Origin of the sequence: Stenotrophomonas sp. SMYL41 (assembly GCF_036319965.1) — a bacterium.
In the GTDB taxonomy this organism is placed as follows: domain Bacteria; phylum Pseudomonadota; class Gammaproteobacteria; order Xanthomonadales; family Xanthomonadaceae; genus Stenotrophomonas; species Stenotrophomonas maltophilia_R.
Map to the genome: position 1 here is coordinate 177,692 of NZ_JAWIRX010000006.1, position 21,498 is coordinate 199,189.

Annotated in this window: 25 protein-coding genes; 14 read left to right on the forward strand and 11 right to left on the reverse strand. The window is 68.2% G+C overall.

Going from position 1 to position 21,498, the window contains the following annotated elements; genetic code table 11:
• Positions 1-12 precede the first annotated feature (12 nt).
• The 7 genes from V3B30_RS09625 to rnfB all read left to right on the forward strand — a co-directional run bounded on the left by V3B30_RS09625 (position 13) and on the right by rnfB (position 7,332).
• On the forward strand, positions 13-1,953 hold the full coding sequence (locus V3B30_RS09625; RefSeq protein WP_100473533.1) for a DUF885 family protein: 1,941 nt from the start codon (positions 13-15) through the stop codon (positions 1,951-1,953).
• A 16-nt stretch (positions 1,954-1,969) separates the two neighbouring features.
• Positions 1,970-3,040, forward strand: a complete 1,071-nt coding sequence (locus V3B30_RS09630; RefSeq protein ID WP_100473534.1) for a serine hydrolase domain-containing protein — start codon at positions 1,970-1,972, stop codon at positions 3,038-3,040.
• Positions 3,037-3,441, forward strand: coding sequence for a VOC family protein (locus V3B30_RS09635; protein ID WP_100473535.1), 405 nt, complete (start codon positions 3,037-3,039; stop codon positions 3,439-3,441). The genes V3B30_RS09630 and V3B30_RS09635 overlap by 4 nt, the downstream gene beginning before the upstream one ends.
• A 155-nt stretch (positions 3,442-3,596) precedes the next feature.
• On the forward strand, positions 3,597-4,040 hold the full coding sequence (locus V3B30_RS09640) for a DUF2147 domain-containing protein (protein ID WP_049421044.1): 444 nt from the start codon (positions 3,597-3,599) through the stop codon (positions 4,038-4,040).
• Between the two features lie 102 nt (positions 4,041-4,142).
• Entirely contained in the window at positions 4,143-6,224 is a 2,082-nt protein-coding gene (gene metG, locus V3B30_RS09645; protein ID WP_262084402.1) for a methionine--tRNA ligase, read from the forward strand.
• Positions 6,225-6,302: 78 nt separating this feature from the next.
• The gene (locus tag V3B30_RS09650) at positions 6,303-6,893 is read left to right on the forward strand and encodes an HAD family hydrolase (protein WP_075677000.1); all 591 of its coding nucleotides are present in this window, start codon (positions 6,303-6,305) and stop codon (positions 6,891-6,893) included.
• Between the two features lie 25 nt (positions 6,894-6,918).
• On the forward strand, positions 6,919-7,332 hold the full coding sequence (gene rnfB / locus V3B30_RS09655; RefSeq protein WP_262084401.1) for an Rnf electron transport complex subunit RnfB: 414 nt from the start codon (positions 6,919-6,921) through the stop codon (positions 7,330-7,332).
• Between the two features lie 53 nt (positions 7,333-7,385).
• Here rnfB and V3B30_RS09660 read toward each other — a convergent pair whose 3' ends face one another.
• Entirely contained in the window at positions 7,386-7,733 is a 348-nt protein-coding gene (locus V3B30_RS09660) for a RidA family protein (protein WP_005418155.1), read from the reverse strand.
• Positions 7,734-7,926: 193 nt separating this feature from the next.
• On the opposite strand from V3B30_RS09660, the gene mprF reads away from it, so the two are divergent.
• Positions 7,927-10,491 carry a bifunctional lysylphosphatidylglycerol flippase/synthetase MprF gene (mprF, locus tag V3B30_RS09665; protein ID WP_262084400.1) on the forward strand — a complete coding sequence of 855 codons (2,565 nt, stop codon included), beginning with the start codon at positions 7,927-7,929 and terminating at the stop codon, positions 10,489-10,491.
• A gap of 82 nt (positions 10,492-10,573) precedes the next feature.
• On the opposite strand, the gene V3B30_RS09670 is transcribed toward mprF, so the two are convergent.
• The 4 genes from V3B30_RS09670 to V3B30_RS09685 all read right to left on the reverse strand — a co-directional run bounded on the left by V3B30_RS09670 (position 10,574) and on the right by V3B30_RS09685 (position 13,449).
• Positions 10,574-11,932 carry an AcvB/VirJ family lysyl-phosphatidylglycerol hydrolase gene (locus tag V3B30_RS09670; RefSeq protein ID WP_315973642.1) on the reverse strand — a complete coding sequence of 453 codons (1,359 nt, stop codon included), beginning with the start codon at positions 11,930-11,932 and terminating at the stop codon, positions 10,574-10,576.
• Positions 11,933-12,010: 78 nt separating this feature from the next.
• Positions 12,011-12,628, reverse strand: a complete 618-nt coding sequence (locus V3B30_RS09675) for a DUF998 domain-containing protein (RefSeq protein WP_100473540.1) — start codon at positions 12,626-12,628, stop codon at positions 12,011-12,013.
• Complete coding sequence (locus tag V3B30_RS09680; RefSeq protein WP_032958663.1) at positions 12,625-12,798, reverse strand: oxidoreductase-like domain-containing protein; 174 nt, start codon at positions 12,796-12,798, stop codon at positions 12,625-12,627. The genes V3B30_RS09675 and V3B30_RS09680 overlap by 4 nt, the downstream gene beginning before the upstream one ends.
• A 48-nt stretch (positions 12,799-12,846) precedes the next feature.
• Positions 12,847-13,449: a hypothetical protein gene (locus V3B30_RS09685; RefSeq protein ID WP_100473541.1), complete on the reverse strand. Its 603-nt coding sequence runs from the start codon at positions 13,447-13,449 to the stop codon at positions 12,847-12,849.
• Positions 13,450-13,678: 229 nt separating this feature from the next.
• Here V3B30_RS09685 and V3B30_RS09690 point away from each other — a divergent pair, with 229 nt between their 5' ends.
• A complete protein-coding gene (locus V3B30_RS09690; protein WP_262084399.1) occupies positions 13,679-14,830 on the forward strand; it encodes a transglutaminase domain-containing protein in 1,152 nt (383 codons plus the stop codon).
• A 7-nt stretch (positions 14,831-14,837) separates the two neighbouring features.
• On the opposite strand, the gene V3B30_RS09695 is transcribed toward V3B30_RS09690, so the two are convergent.
• Positions 14,838-15,173 carry a zinc ribbon domain-containing protein YjdM gene (locus V3B30_RS09695; protein ID WP_249843261.1) on the reverse strand — a complete coding sequence of 112 codons (336 nt, stop codon included), beginning with the start codon at positions 15,171-15,173 and terminating at the stop codon, positions 14,838-14,840.
• Between the two features lie 192 nt (positions 15,174-15,365).
• On the opposite strand from V3B30_RS09695, the gene V3B30_RS09700 reads away from it, so the two are divergent.
• From V3B30_RS09700 to V3B30_RS09710, 3 genes are all read left to right on the forward strand, one after another.
• On the forward strand, positions 15,366-16,727 hold the full coding sequence (locus V3B30_RS09700; RefSeq protein ID WP_262084398.1) for an Hsp70 family protein: 1,362 nt from the start codon (positions 15,366-15,368) through the stop codon (positions 16,725-16,727).
• A gap of 229 nt (positions 16,728-16,956) precedes the next feature.
• Positions 16,957-17,250, forward strand: a complete 294-nt coding sequence (locus tag V3B30_RS09705) for a YkgJ family cysteine cluster protein (RefSeq protein ID WP_053462562.1) — start codon at positions 16,957-16,959, stop codon at positions 17,248-17,250.
• 11 nt (positions 17,251-17,261) lie between these two features.
• Entirely contained in the window at positions 17,262-17,444 is a 183-nt protein-coding gene (locus V3B30_RS09710; RefSeq protein WP_005410566.1) for a hypothetical protein, read from the forward strand.
• A gap of 49 nt (positions 17,445-17,493) precedes the next feature.
• Here the strand turns inward: V3B30_RS09710 and V3B30_RS09715 are convergent, their stop codons facing one another.
• Genes V3B30_RS09715 through V3B30_RS09725 form a run of 3 tightly spaced genes read right to left on the reverse strand, consistent with a single transcriptional unit; the run spans position 17,494 to position 19,495 of the window.
• A complete protein-coding gene (locus V3B30_RS09715) occupies positions 17,494-18,375 on the reverse strand; it encodes a DUF4097 domain-containing protein (RefSeq protein WP_262084397.1) in 882 nt (293 codons plus the stop codon).
• Between the two features lie 11 nt (positions 18,376-18,386).
• Positions 18,387-18,920: a hypothetical protein gene (locus V3B30_RS09720; RefSeq protein ID WP_262084396.1), complete on the reverse strand. Its 534-nt coding sequence runs from the start codon at positions 18,918-18,920 to the stop codon at positions 18,387-18,389.
• The gene (locus tag V3B30_RS09725) at positions 18,917-19,495 is read right to left on the reverse strand and encodes a sigma-70 family RNA polymerase sigma factor (protein WP_100473546.1); all 579 of its coding nucleotides are present in this window, start codon (positions 19,493-19,495) and stop codon (positions 18,917-18,919) included. The genes V3B30_RS09720 and V3B30_RS09725 overlap by 4 nt, the downstream gene beginning before the upstream one ends.
• A 126-nt stretch (positions 19,496-19,621) precedes the next feature.
• Between V3B30_RS09725 and V3B30_RS09730 the strand changes: the two genes are divergently transcribed.
• Positions 19,622-19,801, forward strand: a complete 180-nt coding sequence (locus V3B30_RS09730) for a hypothetical protein (protein WP_100473547.1) — start codon at positions 19,622-19,624, stop codon at positions 19,799-19,801.
• A gap of 35 nt (positions 19,802-19,836) precedes the next feature.
• Positions 19,837-20,430 carry a mechanosensitive ion channel family protein gene (locus tag V3B30_RS09735; RefSeq protein ID WP_080291803.1) on the forward strand — a complete coding sequence of 198 codons (594 nt, stop codon included), beginning with the start codon at positions 19,837-19,839 and terminating at the stop codon, positions 20,428-20,430.
• 38 nt (positions 20,431-20,468) lie between these two features.
• On the opposite strand, the gene V3B30_RS09740 is transcribed toward V3B30_RS09735, so the two are convergent.
• Both V3B30_RS09740 and V3B30_RS09745 read right to left on the reverse strand, forming a co-directional pair.
• Positions 20,469-20,735 carry a DksA/TraR family C4-type zinc finger protein gene (locus tag V3B30_RS09740; protein WP_012480956.1) on the reverse strand — a complete coding sequence of 89 codons (267 nt, stop codon included), beginning with the start codon at positions 20,733-20,735 and terminating at the stop codon, positions 20,469-20,471.
• A gap of 170 nt (positions 20,736-20,905) precedes the next feature.
• Positions 20,906-21,463: a DUF2058 domain-containing protein gene (locus V3B30_RS09745; RefSeq protein WP_014647975.1), complete on the reverse strand. Its 558-nt coding sequence runs from the start codon at positions 21,461-21,463 to the stop codon at positions 20,906-20,908.
• Positions 21,464-21,498: the final 35 nt, after the last annotated feature.

The window sequence follows — 21,498 nt, forward strand, 5'->3', positions numbered from 1 at the left end:
CGGAAGCTCCTGATGCCGCATCCCACCCGCGCCCTGGCCGTCGCCATTGCCGCGTTGTTCCTGTTCAGTGCCGTGCCGTCGGCCGAGGCCGCGAAGAAGAAGGCCAGCCGCCCCGCCGCCGCGCAGACCCGTCAGGCCGCCAAGCCCAAGGCCCGGCCCGCCCGCGCCACCGCGCCGGCGCGTGGCAGCTCGGCGCGTCGCGCCACCCCGCGTCCGGTCGCACCGGCCCGTGCCGTACCCAAGCAGGTGCAGCTGGAGCGCCTGTATGACGAATACTGGGATGCCTCGATGCGGTTGAATCCGCTGCAGGCCACTTTCCAGGGCGAGGCCCGCTACAACGACCAGCTGCCCAACATCCTGTCCGCCGCCTGGCGCCAGCAGTCGCACGACTTCACCACAGAGTGGCTGGGCAAGGTCGAGAAACTCGGCAGCGATGGCCTGCAGGGCCAGGACCTGCTCAGCTACGAGATCTTCGTGCGCGACGCACGCGCCTCGCTGGCCGCCGAGCGCTACCCCAGTTGGATGATGCCGATCAGCCAGTACTACAACATCGGCAGCATCATGGCGATTCTCGGTGCCGGTGCCGGCGCCCAGCCGTTCAACACCGTGCAGGACTACGACACCTGGTCGCGCCGTTCGCTGGGCATTCCCGGGCTGTTCGACCAGGCCATCGACAACATGCGCCAGGGCATGAAGGCCGGCGTGGTACAGCCGCGCGACCTGATGGAAAAAGTGCTGCCGCAGCTGGATGCAGTGATCAAGCCGACCGCCGAGGAGAGCATCTTCTGGTCACCGATCCGCACCATGCCCACTACCATCGCGGCCGAGGACAAGGCGCGCATCAGCGCCGAGTACAAGCGCATGATCGAACTGCGCATCATGCCGGCCTACCGCGCCCTGCGCGGCTTCATTGCCACCGAATACCTGCCCGCCACGCGCGCCAGCAGCGGCCTGGGCGCGCTGCCCGATGGCCAGGCCTGGTACGCCAACCTGATCGTGCAGACCACCGCCAGCGACCAGAGCGCCGCGCAGCTGCACGCGCTGGGCGAACAACGCGTGCAGGAACTGCAGGCCCAGATCGCCACGGTGATGAAGGATGCCAAGCTGCGCGGCACGCCCACCAAGCTGCTGCGCAGCATGCGCAATGACCGCCAGTTCCAGTACGGCGATGCCAACGCGCTGCTCAATCGCTACCGCCAGGTGCAGCAGCAGGTCAACGCACGCCTGCCGCAGGTGCTCGACACGCTGCCCAAGTCGACGCTGGACGTGCGCGCAGTGGAACCGGAGCGTGCGCTGACCGCCGCCGCAGCGGCCTATCAGCCGTCTGCGGCCGGGCAACCGGGCGTGCTGTACGTGAACACCCGCGACCTGCCCAGCCGCAAGCGCTGGAACGTGCCGGTGCAGTACCTGCATGAAGCGATCCCCGGCCACCACGTGCAGCTGGGCCTGCAGCAGGAGCTGGCCAAGCTGCCGCGCTTCCGCCGCCTCGGTGGCGATCTCGCCTTCGTCGAAGGCTGGGGCCTGTACGCCGAAACGCTGGGCGAAGACCTGGGCATCTACACCGATCCCTACGACCGCATCGGCTACCTGTACTCGCGCCTGCTGCGCGCCGCCCGCGTGGTGGCCGATACCGGCGTGAACGCCCAGGGCTGGAGCAAGCAGCAGGCCGTCACCTACCTGCAGAAAACCGTGGACATGAGCAGCGACGACGCCAACGCGGAAGTCGAGCGGATCATGGCCCAGCCCGGCCAGGCGCTGTCCAACGTGGCCGGCCTGACCACCATCGTGGCCCTGCGCGACAAGGCCAAGGCACGCCAGGGCGCTGCCTTCGACCTGCGCCGCTTCCACGCCGAACTGCTGAAGGACGGCTCGATGCCGCTGGACGTGCTGGACCGCAAGATGGAACGCTGGATGGCGCAGCCGGCCAGCGCCTCGCCCGCGCCGTCACCCTGACCCTTACGGAGCCGCCATGCGCCCTGCCGCCGCCTTGTTTGCCGTCGTGCTGGGCCTGCTGCCGCTGGCCACCTCTGCCGCACCGGTGCTGACCCCACCGGATGCGGGCATCGACGGCCTGATGCGGGCCTACGACGGCCAGGTGCCCGGCGCCGCCGTTCTGGTGCTGCATGACGGGAAACCGGTGTTCCGCCGCGGCTACGGCCTGGCGGTGGTGGAAGACGGCACCGCGGTCACCGCGGCCAGCAACTTCCGGCTGGCCTCGGTCAGCAAGCAGTTCACCGCTGCGGCGGTGTTGCTGCTGGTGGAGGATGGCCGGCTCGGGCTGGATCAACCTGCCCGGCACTGGCTGCCCGAACTGCCTCCGGCTGGCGCCGGCATCACCATCCGCCAGCTGCTCTCGCACACCAGTGGCCTGCTCGATTACGAAGACCTGATGGACCCGGCCAACAGCCGCCAGGTGCACGACGCCGATGTGCTGACCCTGCTGTCGCGCCAGGACCGGCTGAACTTCGCCCCCGGCACGCAGTACCGCTACAGCAACAGCGGCTATGCCCTGCTGGCACTGATCGTCGGTCGCGCCTCCGGGCAGGACTTCGCAGCCTTCCTGCAGCAGCGCATCTTCCGCCCGCTGGGCATGGCCCACACCGTGGCCCACCAGGACGGCGTCGATACCATCGCCGCACGCGCCTATGGCTACAGCTGGATCGATGGCCGCTGGCAACGCACCGACCAGAGCACCACCAGCGCCGTGCTCGGCGATGGCGGCATCTATTCCTCGCTGGACGACCTGGCCCGCTGGGATGCGGCGCTGTACGACGACCGCCTGCTGTCGAAGGCCTCGCGCCGCGCGATGTTCAGCCCGGCCACGGCAACACCCGAACCGGACGTGCCGCACTACGGCTTCGGCTGGCGCCTGAATGGCCCGGTGCAATGGCACAGCGGCGAGAGCATCGGCTTCCGCAACGTGATCGTGCGCCATCCGGAGAAGCACCTGACCGTGATCGTGCTGACCAACCGCAACGACCCCGAACCCTATCCGCTGGCGCTGAAGATCGCCCAGCGCTGGCTGGACACCCTGCAATGACCCGCGATGCCGACGCCCTGCTGGGCATTCACCACGCTGCACTGATCTGCAGCGACTACGCACGTTCAAAAGACTTCTACGTGCGCATCCTCGGCCTGCGCGTGCTGGCCGAGAACCACCGCAGCGCGCGCGCCTCCTGGAAACTGGACCTGGCCCTTCCGGACGGCAGCCAGCTGGAACTGTTCTCCTTCCCTTCCCCCCCGCCCCGTCCCAGCCGCCCGGAAGCCCAGGGCCTGCGTCACCTCGCGTTCCGGGTGGCCACGCTGGAGCCATTCATCCAGCGCCTGGCCGCGCATGGCGTGGTGTGCGAACCGATCCGCGTGGACGAGTACACCGGCCGCCGCTTCACCTTCTTCGCCGACCCCGACGACCTGCCGCTGGAGCTGTACGAGGTCGGTTGACCCCGCATTCCCACGGAATCCCGCCGCTGCCGTTGCTGTTGCCTCTGCAGGTGCAGGGCGCAGCCCTGCAAAGCCCCCCTTCCCCATACCCAGCCGAATGGGTATACAGTCGACCCGTACCGGCACCGTGCCGGAATGAACCCTGGGAGGGGACCATGCGCAACACCTTCAAGACCCTGCTGCTGGCACTGCCGCTGTGCCTGGCCGCCCTGTCGGCCCAGGCCGCCGACGGCGCCGCCGGCCGCTGGAAGACCATCGACGACAAGACCGGCAAGGTGAAGTCGATCGTCGAGATCACCCAGGCCGCCAACGGCACGCTGACCGGCAAAGTGGTCGACATCCTGCACTCGGACAAGGGCCCGAACCCGGTCTGCGACGGCTGTGAAGGCGCCAACAGGAACAAGCCCGTGAAGGGCATGACCATCCTCTGGAACCTGAAGGCCGACGGCACCAACAAGTGGTCCGGCGGCACCATCCTCGACCCGGCCAACGGCAAGACCTACAAGTCGAAGATGGAACTGCAGCCCGGCGGCACCAAGCTGGACGTGTCCGGCTGCATTGCCTTCATCTGCCGCGCGCAGACCTGGCAGCGCGAGTAAGCGCCCCGGCCCCCGCTTCATCCCCGTGACCCGGCCCCGGCCGGGTCACCTCGTTGCGGGCATGCGATACTCTGCGGTTCCCCTCGGCTTCACCCCGCGACCATGACCCGTACCGCGCTCGTCACCACCGCCCTGCCCTACGCCAACGGCCCGCTGCATCTGGGCCACCTGGTCGGCTACATCCAGGCCGACATCTGGGTGCGTGCGCGGCGAATGAGCGGCGGCAAGGCCTGGTTCGTCTGTGCCGACGACACCCACGGCACGCCGATCATGCTGGCCGCGGAAAAGGCCGGGGTCACCCCGGAAACCTTCATCGCCAACATCCAGGCCAGCCACGAACGTGACTTCGCCGCCTTCGGCGTGGCCTTCGACCATTACGACTCGACCAACTCGGCGGCCAACCAGGCGCTGACCGAGCAGTTCTACCTGAAGCTGGAAGCGGCCGGCCACATTAGCCGCCGTTCGGTCGCCCAGTTCTACGACCCGGCCAAGGGCATGTTCCTGCCCGACCGCTACGTCAAGGGCATCTGCCCGAACTGCGGCAGCCCCGACCAGTACGGCGACAACTGCGAAGTCTGCGGCGCCACCTATGCGCCGACCGACCTGAAGGAGCCGCGTTCGGTCATCTCCGGTGCCACGCCGGAACTGCGCGATTCGGAGCACTTCTTCTTCGAGGTGGGCCACTTCGATGCGTTCCTGCGCGAATGGCTGGCCGGCGATGTCGCCCTGCCGGGCGTGAAGGCCAAGCTGGGTGAGTGGCTCAATGCCGAAGGTGGCCTGCGCGCGTGGGACATCTCGCGCGACGCACCGTACTTCGGTTTCCAGATTCCCGGCCAGCCGGGCAAGTACTTCTACGTCTGGCTGGATGCGCCGATCGGCTACCTGTCCAGCTTCCAGACCCTGTGCGGCAAGCTCGGCGAAGATTTCGAAGCGCACCTGCGCGCCGGCACCACCACCGAGCTGCACCACTTCATCGGCAAGGACATCGTCAACTTCCACGGCCTGTTCTGGCCGGCGGTGCTGCACGGTACCGGCCACCGCGCGCCGACCCGCCTGCACGTCAACGGCTACCTGACCGTGGACGGCGCCAAGATGAGCAAGTCGCGCGGCACCTTCGTGATGGCCCGTACCTTCCTCGATGCCGGCCTGGAGCCGGAAGCGCTGCGTTACTACTACGCTGCCAAGTCCGGCGGTGGTGTCGACGATCTCGACCTGAACCTGGGAGACTTCATCGCCCGCGTCAACGCCGATCTGGTCGGCAAGTTCGTCAACCTGGCCAGCCGCTGCGCCGGCTTCATCAGCAAGCGCTTCGACGGTCTGCTGGCGGCGCAGCTGCCCGATGCGGCGCAGTACCAGCGCTTCGTCGATGGCCTGGCGCCGATCCGTGAAGCCTACGAACGCAACGACCCGGCCGCGGCGATCCGCCTGACCATGACCCTGGCCGACGAAGCCAACCGCTACATCGACGACGTCAAGCCGTGGGTCATCGCCAAGCAGGAAGGCGCCGACGCGCAGCTGCAGGCCGTGTGCAGCCAGGGCCTGAACCTGTTCCGCGTGCTGGTCACCGCACTGAAGCCGGTGCTGCCGGCCACCGCCGCGCAGGCCGAGGCCTTCCTCGCCGCGCCGGCCAACGACTGGACCGACCTGGTGCAGCCGCTGCTGGGCCACCGCATCACCGACTACACCCCGCTGTTCACCCGTATCGACCCGAAGAAGATTGACGCCATGATCGACGCCTCCAAGGACACCCTGCAGCCGGCCGCCGCTGCCGCCCCCGCCGCCAAGACCGAAGCGGCCAAGCCGGCCGCACCGGCACCGGCCAAGGACGACGCAAAGAGCGCCGATGCTCCGGCCTACATCGGCATCGACGATTTCGCCAAGCTCGACCTGCGCATCGGCAAGGTGCTGGTGTGCGAGTTCGTGGAAGGTTCGGACAAGCTGCTGCGCTTCGAACTGGACGCCGGCGAACTGGGCAAGCGCCAGATCTTCTCCGGCATCCGCGGCAGCTACGGCGAGCCGGAAACGCTGGTCGGCCGCAGCGTGGTGTTCATCGCCAACCTGGCTCCGCGCAAGATGCGCTTCGGCCTGAGCGAAGGCATGATCCTGTCGGCCGGTTTCGACGGCGGCGCACTGGCGCTGCTGGACGCCGACAGCGGCGCACAGCCGGGCATGCCGGTGCGCTGATGCCTGCAGCGGGCGTGGCCACCGCCGCGCCCGCCGGCAGCACCGGCCACCGGAGGCAACGCGATGGGAAGCAACGGAATGGAACTGGCGCTGTTCGACTTCGACCACACCGTGACCACCTGCGATACCTATGGCCGTTTCCTGCGCCGCGTGGCCACCGCCGAACAGCTGGCGCAGGCGTGGTGGAAGGTCGGCCCGTGGCTGGCCGCGTACAAGCTGAAACTGATCTCGGCCGAACGCATCCGTGCACGCGTCACCCGCCTGACCTTCAGCGACCGCCACAGCGATGACATCACCACGCTGGCGGCCGGCTTCTCGCGTGAGTTCCTGCCCGAGGTGGTGCGTCCGGAAATGCTGGAGCAGATCCGCTGGCACAAGGAACAGCAGCACACCGTGGTGATCGTGTCCGGCTCGCTGGACCTGTACCTGCGGCCATGGTGCGAACAGCTGGGCCTCCAGTTGATCTGCAACCGGCTGGAGAGCCAGGACGGCCGCCTGACCGGTCGCTATGCCGGTGGCGACTGTGGTCCGCGCAAGGTCGAGCACATCCGTCGCCAGTTCGATCTGTCGCGCTACGTGCGCATCCATGCCTACGGTGACAGTTCCGAAGACAAGCCGATGCTGGCGCTGGCTCACGAGCGCTGGTTCCGCGGCAAACCCCTGAAGTAACCCCGACGCGCAGCCTTCGCCACGCATGAGCCTGATCCCGCCCCTGACCGAACGCCTCGACCGCCTGCTGCCGCAGACCCAATGCGGGCAATGCGGCTACGACGGCTGCCGCCCATATGCGCAGGCCATGGCACGCGGCGAGGCCGGCGTGGACCACTGCCCGCCGGGCGGCGATGCCGGTGCGCGCGCATTGGCGCAGGTGCTGGCCGTGCCGGCCGTTCCCTACGACCGCTCGCGTGGCGAACACAAGGCACCGCAGGTCGCGTTGATCGTGGAAGCCGACTGCATCGGCTGCACCAAGTGCATCCAGGCCTGCCCGGTGGACGCCATCGTCGGCGGTGCCAAGTACATGCACACGGTCATTGCCGACCTGTGCACCGGCTGCGAGCTGTGCATTCCACCGTGCCCGGTGGACTGCATCGAGCTGGTGCGCCTGTAACAGGGGGTCAGATCCCTTTTCCTTCGGAAAAGGGATCTGACCCCGTTCAATGATTACGGCACCGCTGCCGTCACCACGATCTCGACCTTCCACTCGGCGTGGGCCAGCTTGGCTTCGAACGTTGCGCGGGCCGGAGTCGCGCCCTCGACCACCCATTCGTCCCATGCCTTGTTCATGCCGTCGAAGTCGGCGATGTCGGCCAGGAACACTTCCGCGCGCAGCACGTGCTGGCGATCACTGGCGACCAGCGCCAGCAGCTTGTCGATCTCCGCCAGCACCTGCCGGGTCTGCCCGGTGATGTCCTGGCTGGTGTCTTCCGGAATCTGGCCGGAGAGGTAGGCGACCTTGTTGTACACGGTCATTTCGGACATGCGCGGTCCGACGTCGTAACGCTCCATCATGGGCGTGGCTCCTGCGGTTGATCAGGCCTGCATTGTCCTCCAAACCGGTCAACGGTGGGTGCAGGGGGACGCTTCGCGCAACGTCACTACCGGGCTCCGACACGCCGGCTGGTCAAATGACGGCGACAGGCGCACGATGCGCCACGCCCCGCGTTGACATCGCACTCGCCCCTCCTGACGCACCCTTGCGCCGATGACCCCAGCCACCACGCCCGCCACCGCTTCCTCCACCCCGGCATGGAAGCGGCTGCTCACCATCGTTGTTCCCCTGCTGATCCTCTCGCTGGCCCTGCATGGCCTGGCCAGTGAATTCGATGAGCACGGCTACCGAGCCATCCGCCAGGCGTTCCGGCAGCTCAGTGGCGCCCAGATCGCGCTCACCGTGGCACTCGGCCTGGCCAGCTACGCCTGCCTGATCGGCTTCGATGCCATCGGCCTGCGCCGCAGCGGCATCCGCGTGCATCCGGCGCGCATCGGCATCACCGCCTTCCTTGCGCATACGCTGGGCCAGACCGTGGGCTTTGCGGCATTGACCGGTGGCGCGGTGCGCCTGCGCGGCTACCGCAGCGCCGGTCTGGACCTGGCGCAGATCGGCCAGGTGGTGCTGATGAGCACGCTCGGATTCGTGTTCGGTGCGTGGCTGCTGATCAGCGTGGCGCTGTGCATGGAACCGGCGGCGGCGGCATTGGCATTGCCGTTGAATCCCGATGCCGTGCGCATCGTCGGCGTCGTCGCCCTGCTCGCCTACCTCGCCACCGTGCTGCTGGTCGGCCGCGAGGGACGGCAGTTCAGCGTGTTCGGCCATGCATTGTGGCTGCCCGACCGCCGCACCATGATCGGCGTCACCGTGCTCAGCGTAATCGAGCTGGTGCTGGCCAGTGCCGCCTTCTACGTGCTGCTGCCGGACTCCACGCCGACCGGCCTGCCCGGCTTCGTCGGCCTGTACCTGGTGGCGGTGCTGGCCGGCCTGGTCTCGACCGTGCCGGCCGGCCTGGGCGTGTTCGAATGGAGCCTGCTGAAGCTGTTGCCACAGGTGGCACCTGCGGCGGTGCTGGCCGCAGCACTGATCTACCGCGTCACCTACTACGTACTGCCGCTGGTGCTGGCCACTCTGCTCGCCCTCGCGCCCGCCCTGCGGCAACCGCTGCAGGCCAGTGCCGGAGCGACCCGTGCGGGCTGGAACGCACTTCGCCCGTGGCTGCCGCAGATCATCGCGCTGGCGGTGTTCAGCATCGGCGCGGCGCTGGTCATCGATGGCACGCTGCCGACGCCACGCCGTCACCTGGTGAATGCCTCGCTGCCGATCCTGGAAACCTCTCACCTGATCGGCAGCCTCAGTGGCGTTGCGCTGCTGCTGATCGGCCAGGGCCTGGCACGGCGCAGCCACGCAGCGTGGATGCTGGCAATGGCGTTGTGCGTGGTCACCCCGCTGCCGCTGTGGCTGCGTGGCGGCCAACTGTTGATCGCGGTGTCCGCACTGCTGGTGGCAACGGCGCTGTGGGCCGCCCGGCGCGAGTTCTACCGCCAGGGCGCGCTGCTGGATGAGGCCTGGTCATGGCCGTGGCTGCGCAACCTTGGCCTGGTGCTGGTAGCGGTGACCTGGTTGCTGTTCTTCACCTACAGCCATGTCGAATACCAGAACGAGCTGTGGTGGCAGTTCGCGCTGTCCGGCAACGCGCCACGCGCACTGCGTGCGTTGCTGGTGGTGGCGATCGCGCTGGTGATGTTCGGCCTGGCGCGGCTGCTGCACAGTACGCGCAGCCCGCTGCCAGCCGCTGACGAGGCCACGCTGCAATCGCTGGCGCCGGTACTGGCCGGTGCCACCGACACCCAGGCCTGCCTGGTACTGACCGCTGACAAGGCGGTGCTGCGTGATGATGCGAAGCAGGGCTTCGTGATGATGCAACGCTACGGCGGTTCGCTGATCGCGATGGGCGATCCGGTGGGTCCGCCTGACGTGGCGCGCGCGCTGATCTGGCGCTTCCGCGAGGAAGCCGACCGCCTCGGCCTGCGCCCGGTGTTCTACCAGGTCGGCGAGGCCTATTGGCAGACCTATCTCGACCTCGGCCTGGGGCTGGTCAAGCTGGGCGAAGAAGCGATGGTGCCCCTGCACGACTTCGGCCTGGAAGGCCGCGAACGTGCCGACCTGCGCCAGGCCTGGAACCGTGGCAAGCGCAGCGGCCTGTCGTTCCGCGTGGCACAGGTGGAAGAAATCCCCAGCCTGCTGCCACGCCTGCACGCGATCTCCAACGCCTGGCTGGAAGACAAGGCCGGCGACGAAAAGGGCTTCTCGCTCGGCAGCTACGACCCGGATTACCTGGCGCGCTTCCCGGTAGCGCTGGTCGAAGCCGAAGGCCAGATCGTGGCATTCGCCAACCTGTGGCAGGCGCCGGCCGGAGCCGAGCTGTCGGTGGACCTGATGCGCCACGTCAACGAGGCGCCGAAGGGCACGATGGACTTCCTCTTCATCGAACTGTTCCTGTGGGGCCGCGCGCAGGGCTATGCCCGCTTCTCGCTGGGCATGGCGCCATTGTCCGGGCTGGCACAGCATCGCCTGGCCGGCCGCTGGAACCGCCTGGCCGGCCTGTTGGCGAGGCATGGCGAACGCTTCTACGGGTTCAGTGGCCTGCGCCGTTTCAAGTCGAAGTTCGATCCGCAGTGGCGGCCGCGTTACCTGGCCGCACCCGGTGGCATGCACCTGCCAGCGGCGCTGCTCGATGCCACGCGCCTGATCTCGCTGGATCCACGGCGGAATTGACGCCGCGATCCGCCGGGCCCAGCTCGACGCTACCGCGGCTCGTTCCGGTGGGTGCGAACCGTGGGTTCGCACGCGCTCCGGTTTACGCCCCGCCCTTGAGGATCACTTCGGCCAAGCGGTCGTAGTCACCACCGAAATGGTGATCGCCCGGCAGCTTCACCTTCCTCACGCCGTCATTGGCCGGCAGGTCCGGGCACAGTGCGTCCTCATCCTTGTCGCCGTACACGCACAGCGTTTTCTCCGCCGGCAGCCTGGCCACTTCCGGCGCGATCGGCACGCCGTCACCGCCACCGCCCAGCCAGTTGCTGACATGGAATTCGAAGTCGGCCTTCCTGCCCACCGACAGCAGCACGATGCGCTCCAGCGCCTCGCGGGTACCGGCGTCGAGCTGGTTGATGGTGGCCGGCAGCACGTCGGCGCCCTGCGAGAAACCGATCAGCATCACTTTGTCGCGGTGCCACTGCCGGCGATAGTGGTCGATGATCTTCTGCAGGTCAGCGGCGAACCCCTTCGGCGTGCGCTCGCTCCAGAAGTAGCGCAGCGAATCGATGCCGACTACCGCCACGCCATGCTCGTTGAGTGAAGACGCCACGTTCTTGTCCAGGCCGGCCCAGCCACCGTCACCGGAGACGAACACAGCCATCGTATCGCCGCTGCCGGCCGCCGGCATTTCCACCACCGGCAGGCCCTTCAGTGCAGCGGGTGGCGGTGCCAGGCTGACGCCGGCCTGTGCGCCCATCACCCGTGCCGCAGCCACCAGGCCTGGTGACGCATCACCGCGCGCAGTGCGCTTGAACTCGCGTGCCATCGCGACCTGCTGCACGAACTGGCCGGCCTCGCCCGCCTTGCAGCCGTGATCACCGGCCGCACTCAACCACGGGACGTTCAGTTCGGCGGGGTGCAGCGCGTTGCGCTTCACGCCATCGCCGCAGACCATGCGTTCGTGGTTGTGGTCCGGGCAGAAGCCGGTGGTGAGCAGGCCGGCGAATACCTGGGTATCGGCCTGCGCAGCCAGCGAATAGGCCAGTTCGGCACCTTCACCATCACCGCCGACCAGCGGCAGGTGGTAGCCCGGCAGGTGCAGGAAGGCCTGCAGCCAGCGCGAGAAGTTCTCGACGTCGCCGGAACCGAACGAACAGGCCAGGCCGCCTTCACGCTTGAGCACCCCGCGCAGGTGCGCGATGTCCACGGCTGCGACCATCGCACCATCGGCACGCAGGGCCTCGATCGGCAGACGGCTGGTATCGCCGCCTGCGGAAGGTTCATGGAACCAGATCACCACCCGCTGCGGCGTGCCGGCCGGCATATGCACCGGAATCTGTTCGAACCGCCCGTGGCTGAACTGCTGCGCGGGTGCTGTCGCGGTGGCTGCCGCGGTTGCCGGCAGTGCGGCCAGTGCCAGCACCACACCCATTGCCCTGCCCAGCCCTGCACGCTTCATATCGCAGCCCCGATGGAATGCGCACACGATACGCTGCCTGCACGTGCACGGCACGTACCAGCGCAGGCCGTTGGGCCTTCAGCAGGCCGCGGCGCGACGACTGCGCCGATACAGCGCCAGCGCCAGATACAGCAGCCAACCTACGATCACCACGATCACCGCTTTCTGTCCCAGCCCGCGTGGCGGCCCGCCACGCCACAGCACGTGCAGCCACAGCATCACGAAGGCCAGCCAGGCCCAGCCCCAGAGCAGGCCGGCGGCAGACTGCCAACCCGGTTCGCGGCGCAGGTACCAGGCCTGCAGCAGCATGCCGACGCTGGCGCACAGGAACGCGGTGTTGGCCGCCAGCCCATGGATGAACGGTGCCAGCAGCGGGGTTGCGTCGGGCAGCCAGCTGTCACCGATGGCGACCGTGGCCAGGCCCAGCGCCGAGACCGTGAACAGCAGCGGCGCCGCCGCGCTGCGCCGCGGGCCGATGCTGCCGCGATAAAGGGCGATGCCGAGCAGGGCGATCGCCAGTGCCAGCAGGCAGTAGGCCGCGCGCAACGTCAGCCCCCACGGCCCGTGCAGGTAGAGGCTGAGCGTGGCCCGCACCCAGTCCAGGTCGGTGCGTGCGAACTGCGTCCACAGCGCGGTGGCCAGGAACAGAACAAGGGCTGCCAGCGCCAGCAGCGCCGCCGGACGCGCGCGGCTCATGCGGACGCCTCCGGGTGCCGCGCCTGCCACTCGGCCAACGCCTTGCGATAACGCTGCAGCTCATCGGCATACAGATCCAGCACGCACAATGGGCAACCGCTGCCACAGCATTCGTTGGGACCGGGCTCTTCCGGTGGCAGCGGGCGGGGATCGGGATCAGGGACGGACACGATTGGAAGCGACGATCGTTGGAAACGGGCCTAGTGTACCGGGCTGGCTCAGCGGCCCAGCTGGCGGCGCAGGTTGTCACGGGCGGCGGCGTCGAGGCGCTGGTGGAAGAACTCGCTGAGGAAGATCCGCGGTGCGCGCAGCAGGCCCTGCAGGAATCGGCGGCGACCGGCTCGGTACAGGAAGCCCGGCACCACGCCCTTGTATTCTTCGGCCACGCCACGGTCATAGGCAGCAAACACCGGCTCTGGTGCGGCCAGGATCGCCATGTCGCAGTCCAGGAACAGCGCCGCCTCGGCATCCACATCCTCCGGTCCCAGCGCGCCATGGCGGGCGGTCAGCAGGATCAACTGTTCGACGCGTGCGGCATCCACCGTGGCCAGCTCCGGCGCCTGCGCGATCGCCTGCAGGGCCAGCTGCGCCGAACGCGCCTCGTTGTCCTTTCGCCCCGCCACGTAGATCGCATCGTGGTAGAGCACCGCCAGGTAGACTTCGGCCGGCTGCTGCCAGCCGGGGCCGTCGGCAACCTCCTGGCAGTGCTGCAGCACCGCGCGCACGTGGCCGAAGTGGTGGTAGGCCCGTGGCGGCGTTGCATAGCTGTCCTGCAGCGCCTGCCACTGCTCTGGAGCGAGCGTCAGCGGGGAAAAGTCCATGCCCGGATCATCCCGCCTGCGCCGTTGGCGGGCAAGATGTCGCTTTTTTCACCACCCCCTCACAACGCCCTTCGCACTAAGCCGCATCGCGGTTGTCCACAGCTTTTTCGAGCGCTGGTCCACACCGGTTGTGGATGAACGCGTGGACCGACCAACGGTCGCTGCAGTGGTGCGCACACAGGTCTACACTCGCCTCAGGCGGGAGCGCCCGCCGCTGCCGGGAGCCGTCATGTACTGTCCTGCCGCCCGATTCGCTCTGCTCGCACTGGCCGCGTGGGCGGCACCGTCCGCGATCGCGCAGGATCGCGCCGGAACGGCCGCCCCCCTGGTCGTTGCCAACACCGCCATTCCGGCGATGCCGACGCCGCAGCAGGTGTCCGCAATTCCACCGGCGATGCTCGACATGCTGCGCACGCAGGTGATCAATCGCAGCTACTCGCGCGAGCAGCGCCTGCAGGCGCTGGTGGAGATGATCTTCGACCGCCACGGCCTGGACCTGCAGTACGACGCCGACGCGACCCTCACCGTCAGCGAAATCTGGCAGCAGCGGCGCGCCAACTGCCTGGCCTTCACCCTGATGTTCGTCGCCCTGGCACGCGAAGCCGGCATCCAGGCGCGCGTGCAGGAAGTCGGCCAGGTGGTGTCGTGGTACCAGGACCAGGCCCAGGGCCTGGTCTACAGCGTCGGCCACGTCAATGCCGGGGTCGGCTTCGCCGGCCGCTTCGCCACCGTCGACCTGGATCGCAACGTGCTGTACGACCGCCGCGGGCCGCTGCCGATCAGCCAGGCACGGGCATTGGCACACTTCTACAACAACCGCGGCGCCGAACGCATGGCCAGCGGCGATCTGCTGGGCGCACGTACCTTCTTCAATGCCGCGCTGGCACAGGACAACAGCTTCGCCGCCACCTGGAACAACCTGGGCGTGCTGGAAAACCGTACGGGCGATACCGCCGCCGCGCGCCGGGCACTGGAAACGGCGCTGCGACTGGACGGCCGCCAGGACGCTGCACTGACCAACGCCAGCGCGTTGTACCGAAAGCTGGGCATGGTCGTGCAGGCGCAGGCGCTGGAGCAGCGGCTGCAGTCGGTGCAGCGCGAGGATCCGTTCGCGCAGTACATGCTCGGCGCCGAGGCCGAACGCGCCGGCCAACTGGATCAGGCAATCCGCCATTACCGGCAGGCCGTGCGCCTGTACGACACCGCCCACCAGTTTCACTTCGGGCTGGCGCGGGCCTATTTCCTGGCCGGCCAGCTCAAGCGCGCCGATCGTGAACTGCAGCGCGCGCAGGAACTGGGCGGTGCCCCGCAGCAGGCGCGCTACCAGGCCAAGCTGGACAGCCTGGCCCGCTGGCGCGCACAGCAACAGGCCAGGCGCTGAAGGCCGGTCAGGCCTTCTTGAGGAAACAGGTCTTCAGGACCAGGCCCTTGATCTTGTCCGAGTTGCCTTCGATGTGCTCGGCATCGTCCTCGACCAGGCGGATGTTGCGGATCACGGTGCCCTGCTTGAGCGGGATCGAGGAACCCTTCACCTTCAGGTCCTTGATCACGGTGACGGTGTCACCGGCCTGCAGGGTGTTGCCGTTGCTGTCACGCACGACCAGGGTCGAACCGGCACCTTCCTCGGCGGTCCATTCGAAACCGCAGTCGGCGCAGATCCACAGCGCGCCATCGGCATAGGTGTTTTCCAGGGTGCACTGCGGGCAGGCGGGGACAGAAGACATCAGCAAGTACCTCAAAGTGAATCAACAGCCGCCATTGTAACCGCCGGCTCCCCTGGCCTTTTCCGGGCAGCGCCCGGCTGCCTGCTTGACCCGATCCGGCCTCCTGGATCCGGAACAGGTGGCCGCAGGAACTTGCAGTCGGCGGCGAACTGCAGCAGAGTGCGCGGCCCCTGATCGCCCCCGGACCTCCCCATGCGCCTCGGCATCGACTTCGGTACCAGCAACTCCGCCGCCGCCATCGTGCATGAGGGGAAACTGCTGCCGATCCGCTTCGGCGACGCCGAGCAGTTCCGCACCAGCGTGTATTTCCCCGGCGTGGTGCCCGACCCGGACGACTTCCAGCTCGACGACGGCCAGGAACACCAGCTGCAGCAGATGATCGACAGCGCCGCGCGCGCGGCGCGTGCCGCCGGCCAGGAGCGCACGCCGCAGGCCCTGCGCCGCGAAGCCCTGCGCGCACTGCGCCGGGAATGGATGGAAGCCCGCGCCGGCAAGGAACGCAGCGCCAGCGACCTGCTGCAGAACGCGGTCTACGGTGACGAAGCGCTGGAAGCCTATTTCGAAGAACACGAAGGCAACCTGGTGCAGAGCCCGAAGTCGATGCTCGGCTACAACCTGCACCCGCGCGCGAAGCAGACCATCACCGGCATCGCCGCGCACATTCTCGAACACATCCGCCTGACCGCCAGCGCCCAGCTCGGCCAGCCGCTGCGCGCCGCCCTGCTCGGGCGCCCGGTGCAGTTCCGCAGTTCGATCGGCGCCGCCGGCAACGACCAGGCGCTGGACATCCTGCGCGAAGCGGCCACCCAGGCCGGCTTCGACCAGATCGATTTCCTCGAGGAGCCAGCCGCGGCGGCCATGCATTACCACGCCGAAAGCCGCGAGCGGCACCAGGCGGTGATCGTCGACATCGGCGGCGGCACCACCGACATCGCCCATGCCGAGGTCGGCGGCGACGACGCCCCGCGCATCCACCGCGCCTGGGGTATCGCCCGTGGCGGTACCGATATCGATCTGGCGCTGAGCCTGTCCAGCTACATGCCGCTGTTCGGTCGCGGCATCACCCGCGTGCCCGCCCACCACTACGTGGAAGCCGCCACCGTGCAGGACATGACCCGCCAGCGCGATTTCCGCCAGCACACGTACGACCACGTCGACGCCCCATGGGGCCCGCGCCTGCAGGCCCTGCAGGACACCGGCAATACCGCGCGCCTGTACCGCGACGTCGAGCGTGCCAAGATCGCCCTCAGCGCCGTCAGCGAACACCGCAGCACGCTGGACTACATTGCCCGCGACCTGCATGCCGACAGCAGCGCCGATGGACTGGCCGCCGCCGCCCATGGCTACCTGGAGCAGATCCGCGAGCTGCTGGCCCAGGTCCGCAGCGACATCGGCGGCGACCCGGATGCGGTGTTCCTGACCGGCGGCATGTCCCGCGCCGGCTACCTGCGCCAAGCGGTGGCGGCCGCGTTCCCGGGCGCCCGCATGGTCCACGGCGAACCCTCGCTGGGCGTGGTCCAGGGCTTGGCACTGGCGGCAGCCAGCCAGGATTAACAAAACGTTACGCGGTCTAAGTTACTCTTGGTCGGCTAGAACTTCGCTGCACCTTCCATCGGCCACGCCGGTGTGTGTCCACGGTGCAGCCAGGCCCGCCCTGCGGGCCTGGCGGCCATGCCTTTCTGGCTCGTTCATGGTCCGCGTCCCACCTGAGCCGCCATCGAGACCCGCTTTGGGCACCCGCCAGGCCCCTGAGGCCTTACAACCTGACGCAGCACCTGCACCCATCGACTGCCGCCGTTGTGACGCGGTCTGTTGCCGGTTGCCCGTGCTGCTGCAGCCCGGCGACCACGTGCCCGGCCAGTTCCTGTCACGCGACACCCACGGCCGTGCCGTGATGGCGCGCAACGAGGAAGGCTGGTGCGCGGCGATCGATCCCTATCACCTGCGCTGCACGATCTATTCGCAGCGCCCGGCGATCTGCCGCCAGTTTTCGATGGGCGGCGATGACTGCCGCCGCGAGCGGCAGGACTACCTGCGCCAGGCCGACGCCTGGGCGCTTTCCTCCCCTTCCACCTGACAGGAGCAACCATGCCCCGCAAGGCAAAGACCCCCGCGAAGGCCAGCAACAGCATCCGCAGCGAACGCAAGGGCGCGGCCGCCAGCACCGTGGTCAGCAGCGATTCGATCGCTTCGGACCTGGCAGCGTTCCGCAAGGCCGGTGGCAAGATCGAAGTCCTCGGCACCACCTGGGCGCTGAAGAAAGCCAGCTGACCCAGCTCCGACCGCGGCGGCGCTGCCGCCGCGGCCTGCCGGATCGCGCTCAGCGATCCAGGCTTACCCGGACGCTGCCCGAATGCGACTGGATGCGGATGTCACCGTCGCCACTGCCGAGCCGTGTATCGAGATGGCTCCCGGGGCCGTAGCGCGGCCGCTCCACCTGGCCGGCATCGCTGTTGATCGACCCGCTGAAGCTGTTCACCGACAGCTGCGCCGAGACCGAGCGTGGCAGGCGCAGGTTGACCGACGCACTCACCGATTCGACGTTGATACGCCCCCCCGGCGCCAGCCCGGCCGCCGACAGGTCGATGCTGCCCGACACGGTTTCCACTGCCAGCCGCTGCACCCGCCCGGCATCCACCTCGACCCGGCCGGATACCGTCTGTGCACCAATATCACCGGACACGCCGCCACCGGCGTCGATGCGGCCGCTGACCGTGTTCACATCCAGCTTCGGGGTCTGCAGGCGCGCGCTGACACCGCCACTGACCGTATTGAGCCTGCTGTCGCCGCTGCGACCGGAAGCGCTCAGGCTGCCGCTGACGGTGTCGGCCTGCAGGCGGCGCACATCGATGCCGCTGATGTCCTGGCTGGCACTGACCGTGCTCAGCAGCAGTTCCACCGAGCGCGGCACGTTCAGCACCAGCGTCGCGCCGCCGTTGTTGTTGCGACGCGGATATTCGATCTCCCAGCGCACGCGGTTGGCACTCTTCTCCTGGCGCAACTGCAGGCCGTCGCTGAGCGTACCGGTGAGCTGCACGTCATTGCGGTCCCAGCCACGCACGGTCACTTTGCCAGCGACGTTGCTCAGTTCGATGCGGCCACCAGTGGCCAGGTTGTGGCGCTCGTCGATCCGGGTCTCAGCCAGGGCTACCGCGGGCAGCAACAACAGCGCAGCGCAGCAGGTCATCAGGGTTCGTGTCATCGGGGGGCTCCTCAGGTCGTCAGGCCGGACTCGGCGGCATAAGCCGCCTGCCGGGTCAATTCCAGCCGCAGCGCATAGGTGCGCTTGAGCTGGCCAAGCAGGTGCGGCGCACGTGGATCCTGCGCCAGCGCGGCCTGGATCTGTGCCGCGCTTTCATCGAGTTCGTGCAGCGCCGGCTGCCATTCCGGCGCCCGGCCCGCGGGCAACGAGGCCACTGCCTGCCGGTACTGCTCGGTCATCGCTGCGGCCTGCAGCTGCAGGGTAGACGGCACCGGCGCGTCCGGCTGCACATGGCGCCATGGCGCCACCGCGTAGACCGCCAGGCTGGCCGCCAACGCCGTACCCACCGGCAACCACCAGCGCCGACGCGAACGAGCGGGCAGCGCCACCACGTTGTCGGCCAGCACAGGCCCCGCCTGCGGTTCACGCGGCGGCAGCTGCGCCGACAACCGCGCCCAGCCATCGGCGGGCACGCTGCGTTCGGGCGGCAGCGCGCGAAGTCGGGCCACCAGATCGGGGTCGGAATCGTGTTCGTGTGTACTCATGTCATGTCTCCCAGCCGTGCACGCAACAAACCGCGCGCACGATGCAACTGTGCCTTGGAACTGCCGATTGCCATCTGCAGCTGCTCGGCGATTTCCTGGTGTTTCCAGCCTTCGATGTCATGCAGCACCAGTACCGCGCGCGCCCTCGGCGGCAGCGTCGACAGCGCCCGTTCGAGGTCGCGTTCGGTCCCGGCACAGCGGTCGTGCACCGCCAGTTCCTGCAGTCCTCCGTCCACATCATCAAGACTGTCGTGGTCCTGCCCGGCTGCGCGCCCACGCAGTTCCATCAGCGCAGCGTTGACACCCAGCCGGTGCAACCAGGTCGACAGGCTGCTTTCGAAGCGGAACCCCGGCAGCGCCTTCCATGCCTGCAGGAAGGCTTCCTGCAAGGCATCTTCGGCACGCGCCTGCTGGCCGCCACACAAGCGCCACAGCACGGCGAACACGCGCGGCGCATGGCGCCGGTACAACAGTTCGTAGGCCGCGGTATCGCCGGCGACCGCCGCCCGCACCAGGGCGGGTTCGTCGACGGGGTCGTTGGCGGCAGGCGGCGCGGGCATGGTGGTGTCGAGCATATCGCTTGGATGCGGCGACCCGGGAAAAGGTTTAGAGCCCATCCATGGTCGATGCCATGCAACCTTTTTGATGACTGCTGCATCCATAGAGGGTCCTTCGCGAAATTGCCGTCCAGGAGTCCTGCCATGTCCAGCCCATCCTGCGCCGCCCTGCTGGTGATCACTGCCTGCGTCCTGTTGCAGGCGCTGGGCCTGTCACTGCAGCTGCGTCCCGGCAATGGCCGCGCCTGCCTGCAGCAGCATCGCCAGGAGGTGGTGTGCCTGGCCTGGACCCCGGCGGTCGAATCCCCCGCACGCGCCGGGTAACATCGGGGGCCGTTTCCCCCCTCCGTAGTCGCCCCATGATGTTGTCGCTGAAGGATCACCTGCCCGCCTGGACCCACCCGTGGTTGAACTACGCCGGCGTCGCCCTGCAGATCGTACTGGTGTTGCTGGTCGCGTGGCTCCTGCGCGTGCTCGCCCGTCGCCTGATCCGCCGCTTCGCCGAGCACTACACGCTGCCGCCCGAAATGGTGATGGGCGCGCGCCGGATCACCAGTTTCGTGGTCTATTTCAGTGCACTGCTGTACATCCTCAGCCTGCTTGGCGCGAAGCCATCGGTGCTGTGGACTGCCTTCACCGGCTTCGCTGCCGTGGGCGCGGTCGCCTTCTTCGCGGCGTGGAGCGTGCTGTCCAACATCTTCTGCACGCTGCTGATCTTCACCACTCGCCCGTTCCGCCTGCACGACTACATCGAGGTGCTGGAGAACGGCGAGAAGCCGGGCCTGAAGGGCCGGGTGATCGACGTGAACCTGATCTACACCACCCTGCAGGAAACCGGCGACGGCCACGAAGGCACGGTGCTGCAGCTGCCGAACAACCTGTTCTTCCAGCGCACGGTGCGCCGCTGGCGCGACCCGGCGCAGGCCCCCGGCGGCATCCAGGGCGACGGCTGAGGGGGGGTTCGGCAGGGCTGTGCCCTGCCGAACAACCTTTACCTCAACTGGCTGTCCTTGCTGCCGCGCCGGTTGTAACCGGCATGCGCCTGTTCTTCATCGTCATGCGCCTGCTGGCACGCCACGCACAGCCGCACCCCGGGCACGGCTCGGCGCCGCGCCAACGGGATCGGCGCGTCGCATTCCTCACAGTGTTCCAGACCCGGGCCCTGGCGCAGCTGGCGCCGCGCGCGGGCGATCGCATCGTCGACGGTGGCGTCAATCTGGTCCTGGACCGCGCCGTCTCCCGCCCAACCGGTGGCCATGGCCATCCTCCGCAGGTGTGTCGCCTGATATGGGGACGATACACCCCGGCAAAAAGACAGGCCTTCATGTGGAGCCGAGCCATGCTCGGCGGCTCTTCAGGATGACGAACAGAGCGTGGGCGGATCCGATCAGGCCGATTGCGGCTTAATCCCCTCCGTCCCCTTTTTGCTTACCAGACCAGGTCGTCCGGCACCTGGAACTGCGCGTAATAGGCGTCGTCCTCGGCGTTGCCGGTGGAGATCTCGGCGGTCGAGCCCGGCTGGCCGTGGTCGACGATGATCGCCTCCGGGGCGCGCTCACGCACCTTCTCGGCGGCAGCACGCGGCAGCAGGGCATAGCCCTCGCCATGGGCAACGATGACCAGCACGCCCACCGACAGCGCCTTGCGCAGCTTGGGGTCGATCAGCAACGTGCGGATCGCCGCGCCGTCGCTGAAGCGGTACTCGTCGTCGCCCTTGTGGGGTACGGCATGGGCCGTGATGATCTGCCTGGCCTGGGCCTTCTGTTCAGCCTGCCTGGCCTGGGCATTGCGTTCGGCGGCCAGCGCACGGTCGCGCTCGACCTTCTCGGCGCGGGCGCGTTCAGCCTCGCGCTGGACCTCGGCCGACGTCGATTCGGCCTTGCCCTGGCGGGCCTTGGCCTGCTCGCGCGCGGCGGCGCTGGCCTGCGACTTCTTGGCCAGGCCGGCCTTGAGCAATTGTTCCTGCAGCGCGTTGGGCTTTGCCATGGTCGGTGCGTACCGCGTGTAATCTTGGATGTCCC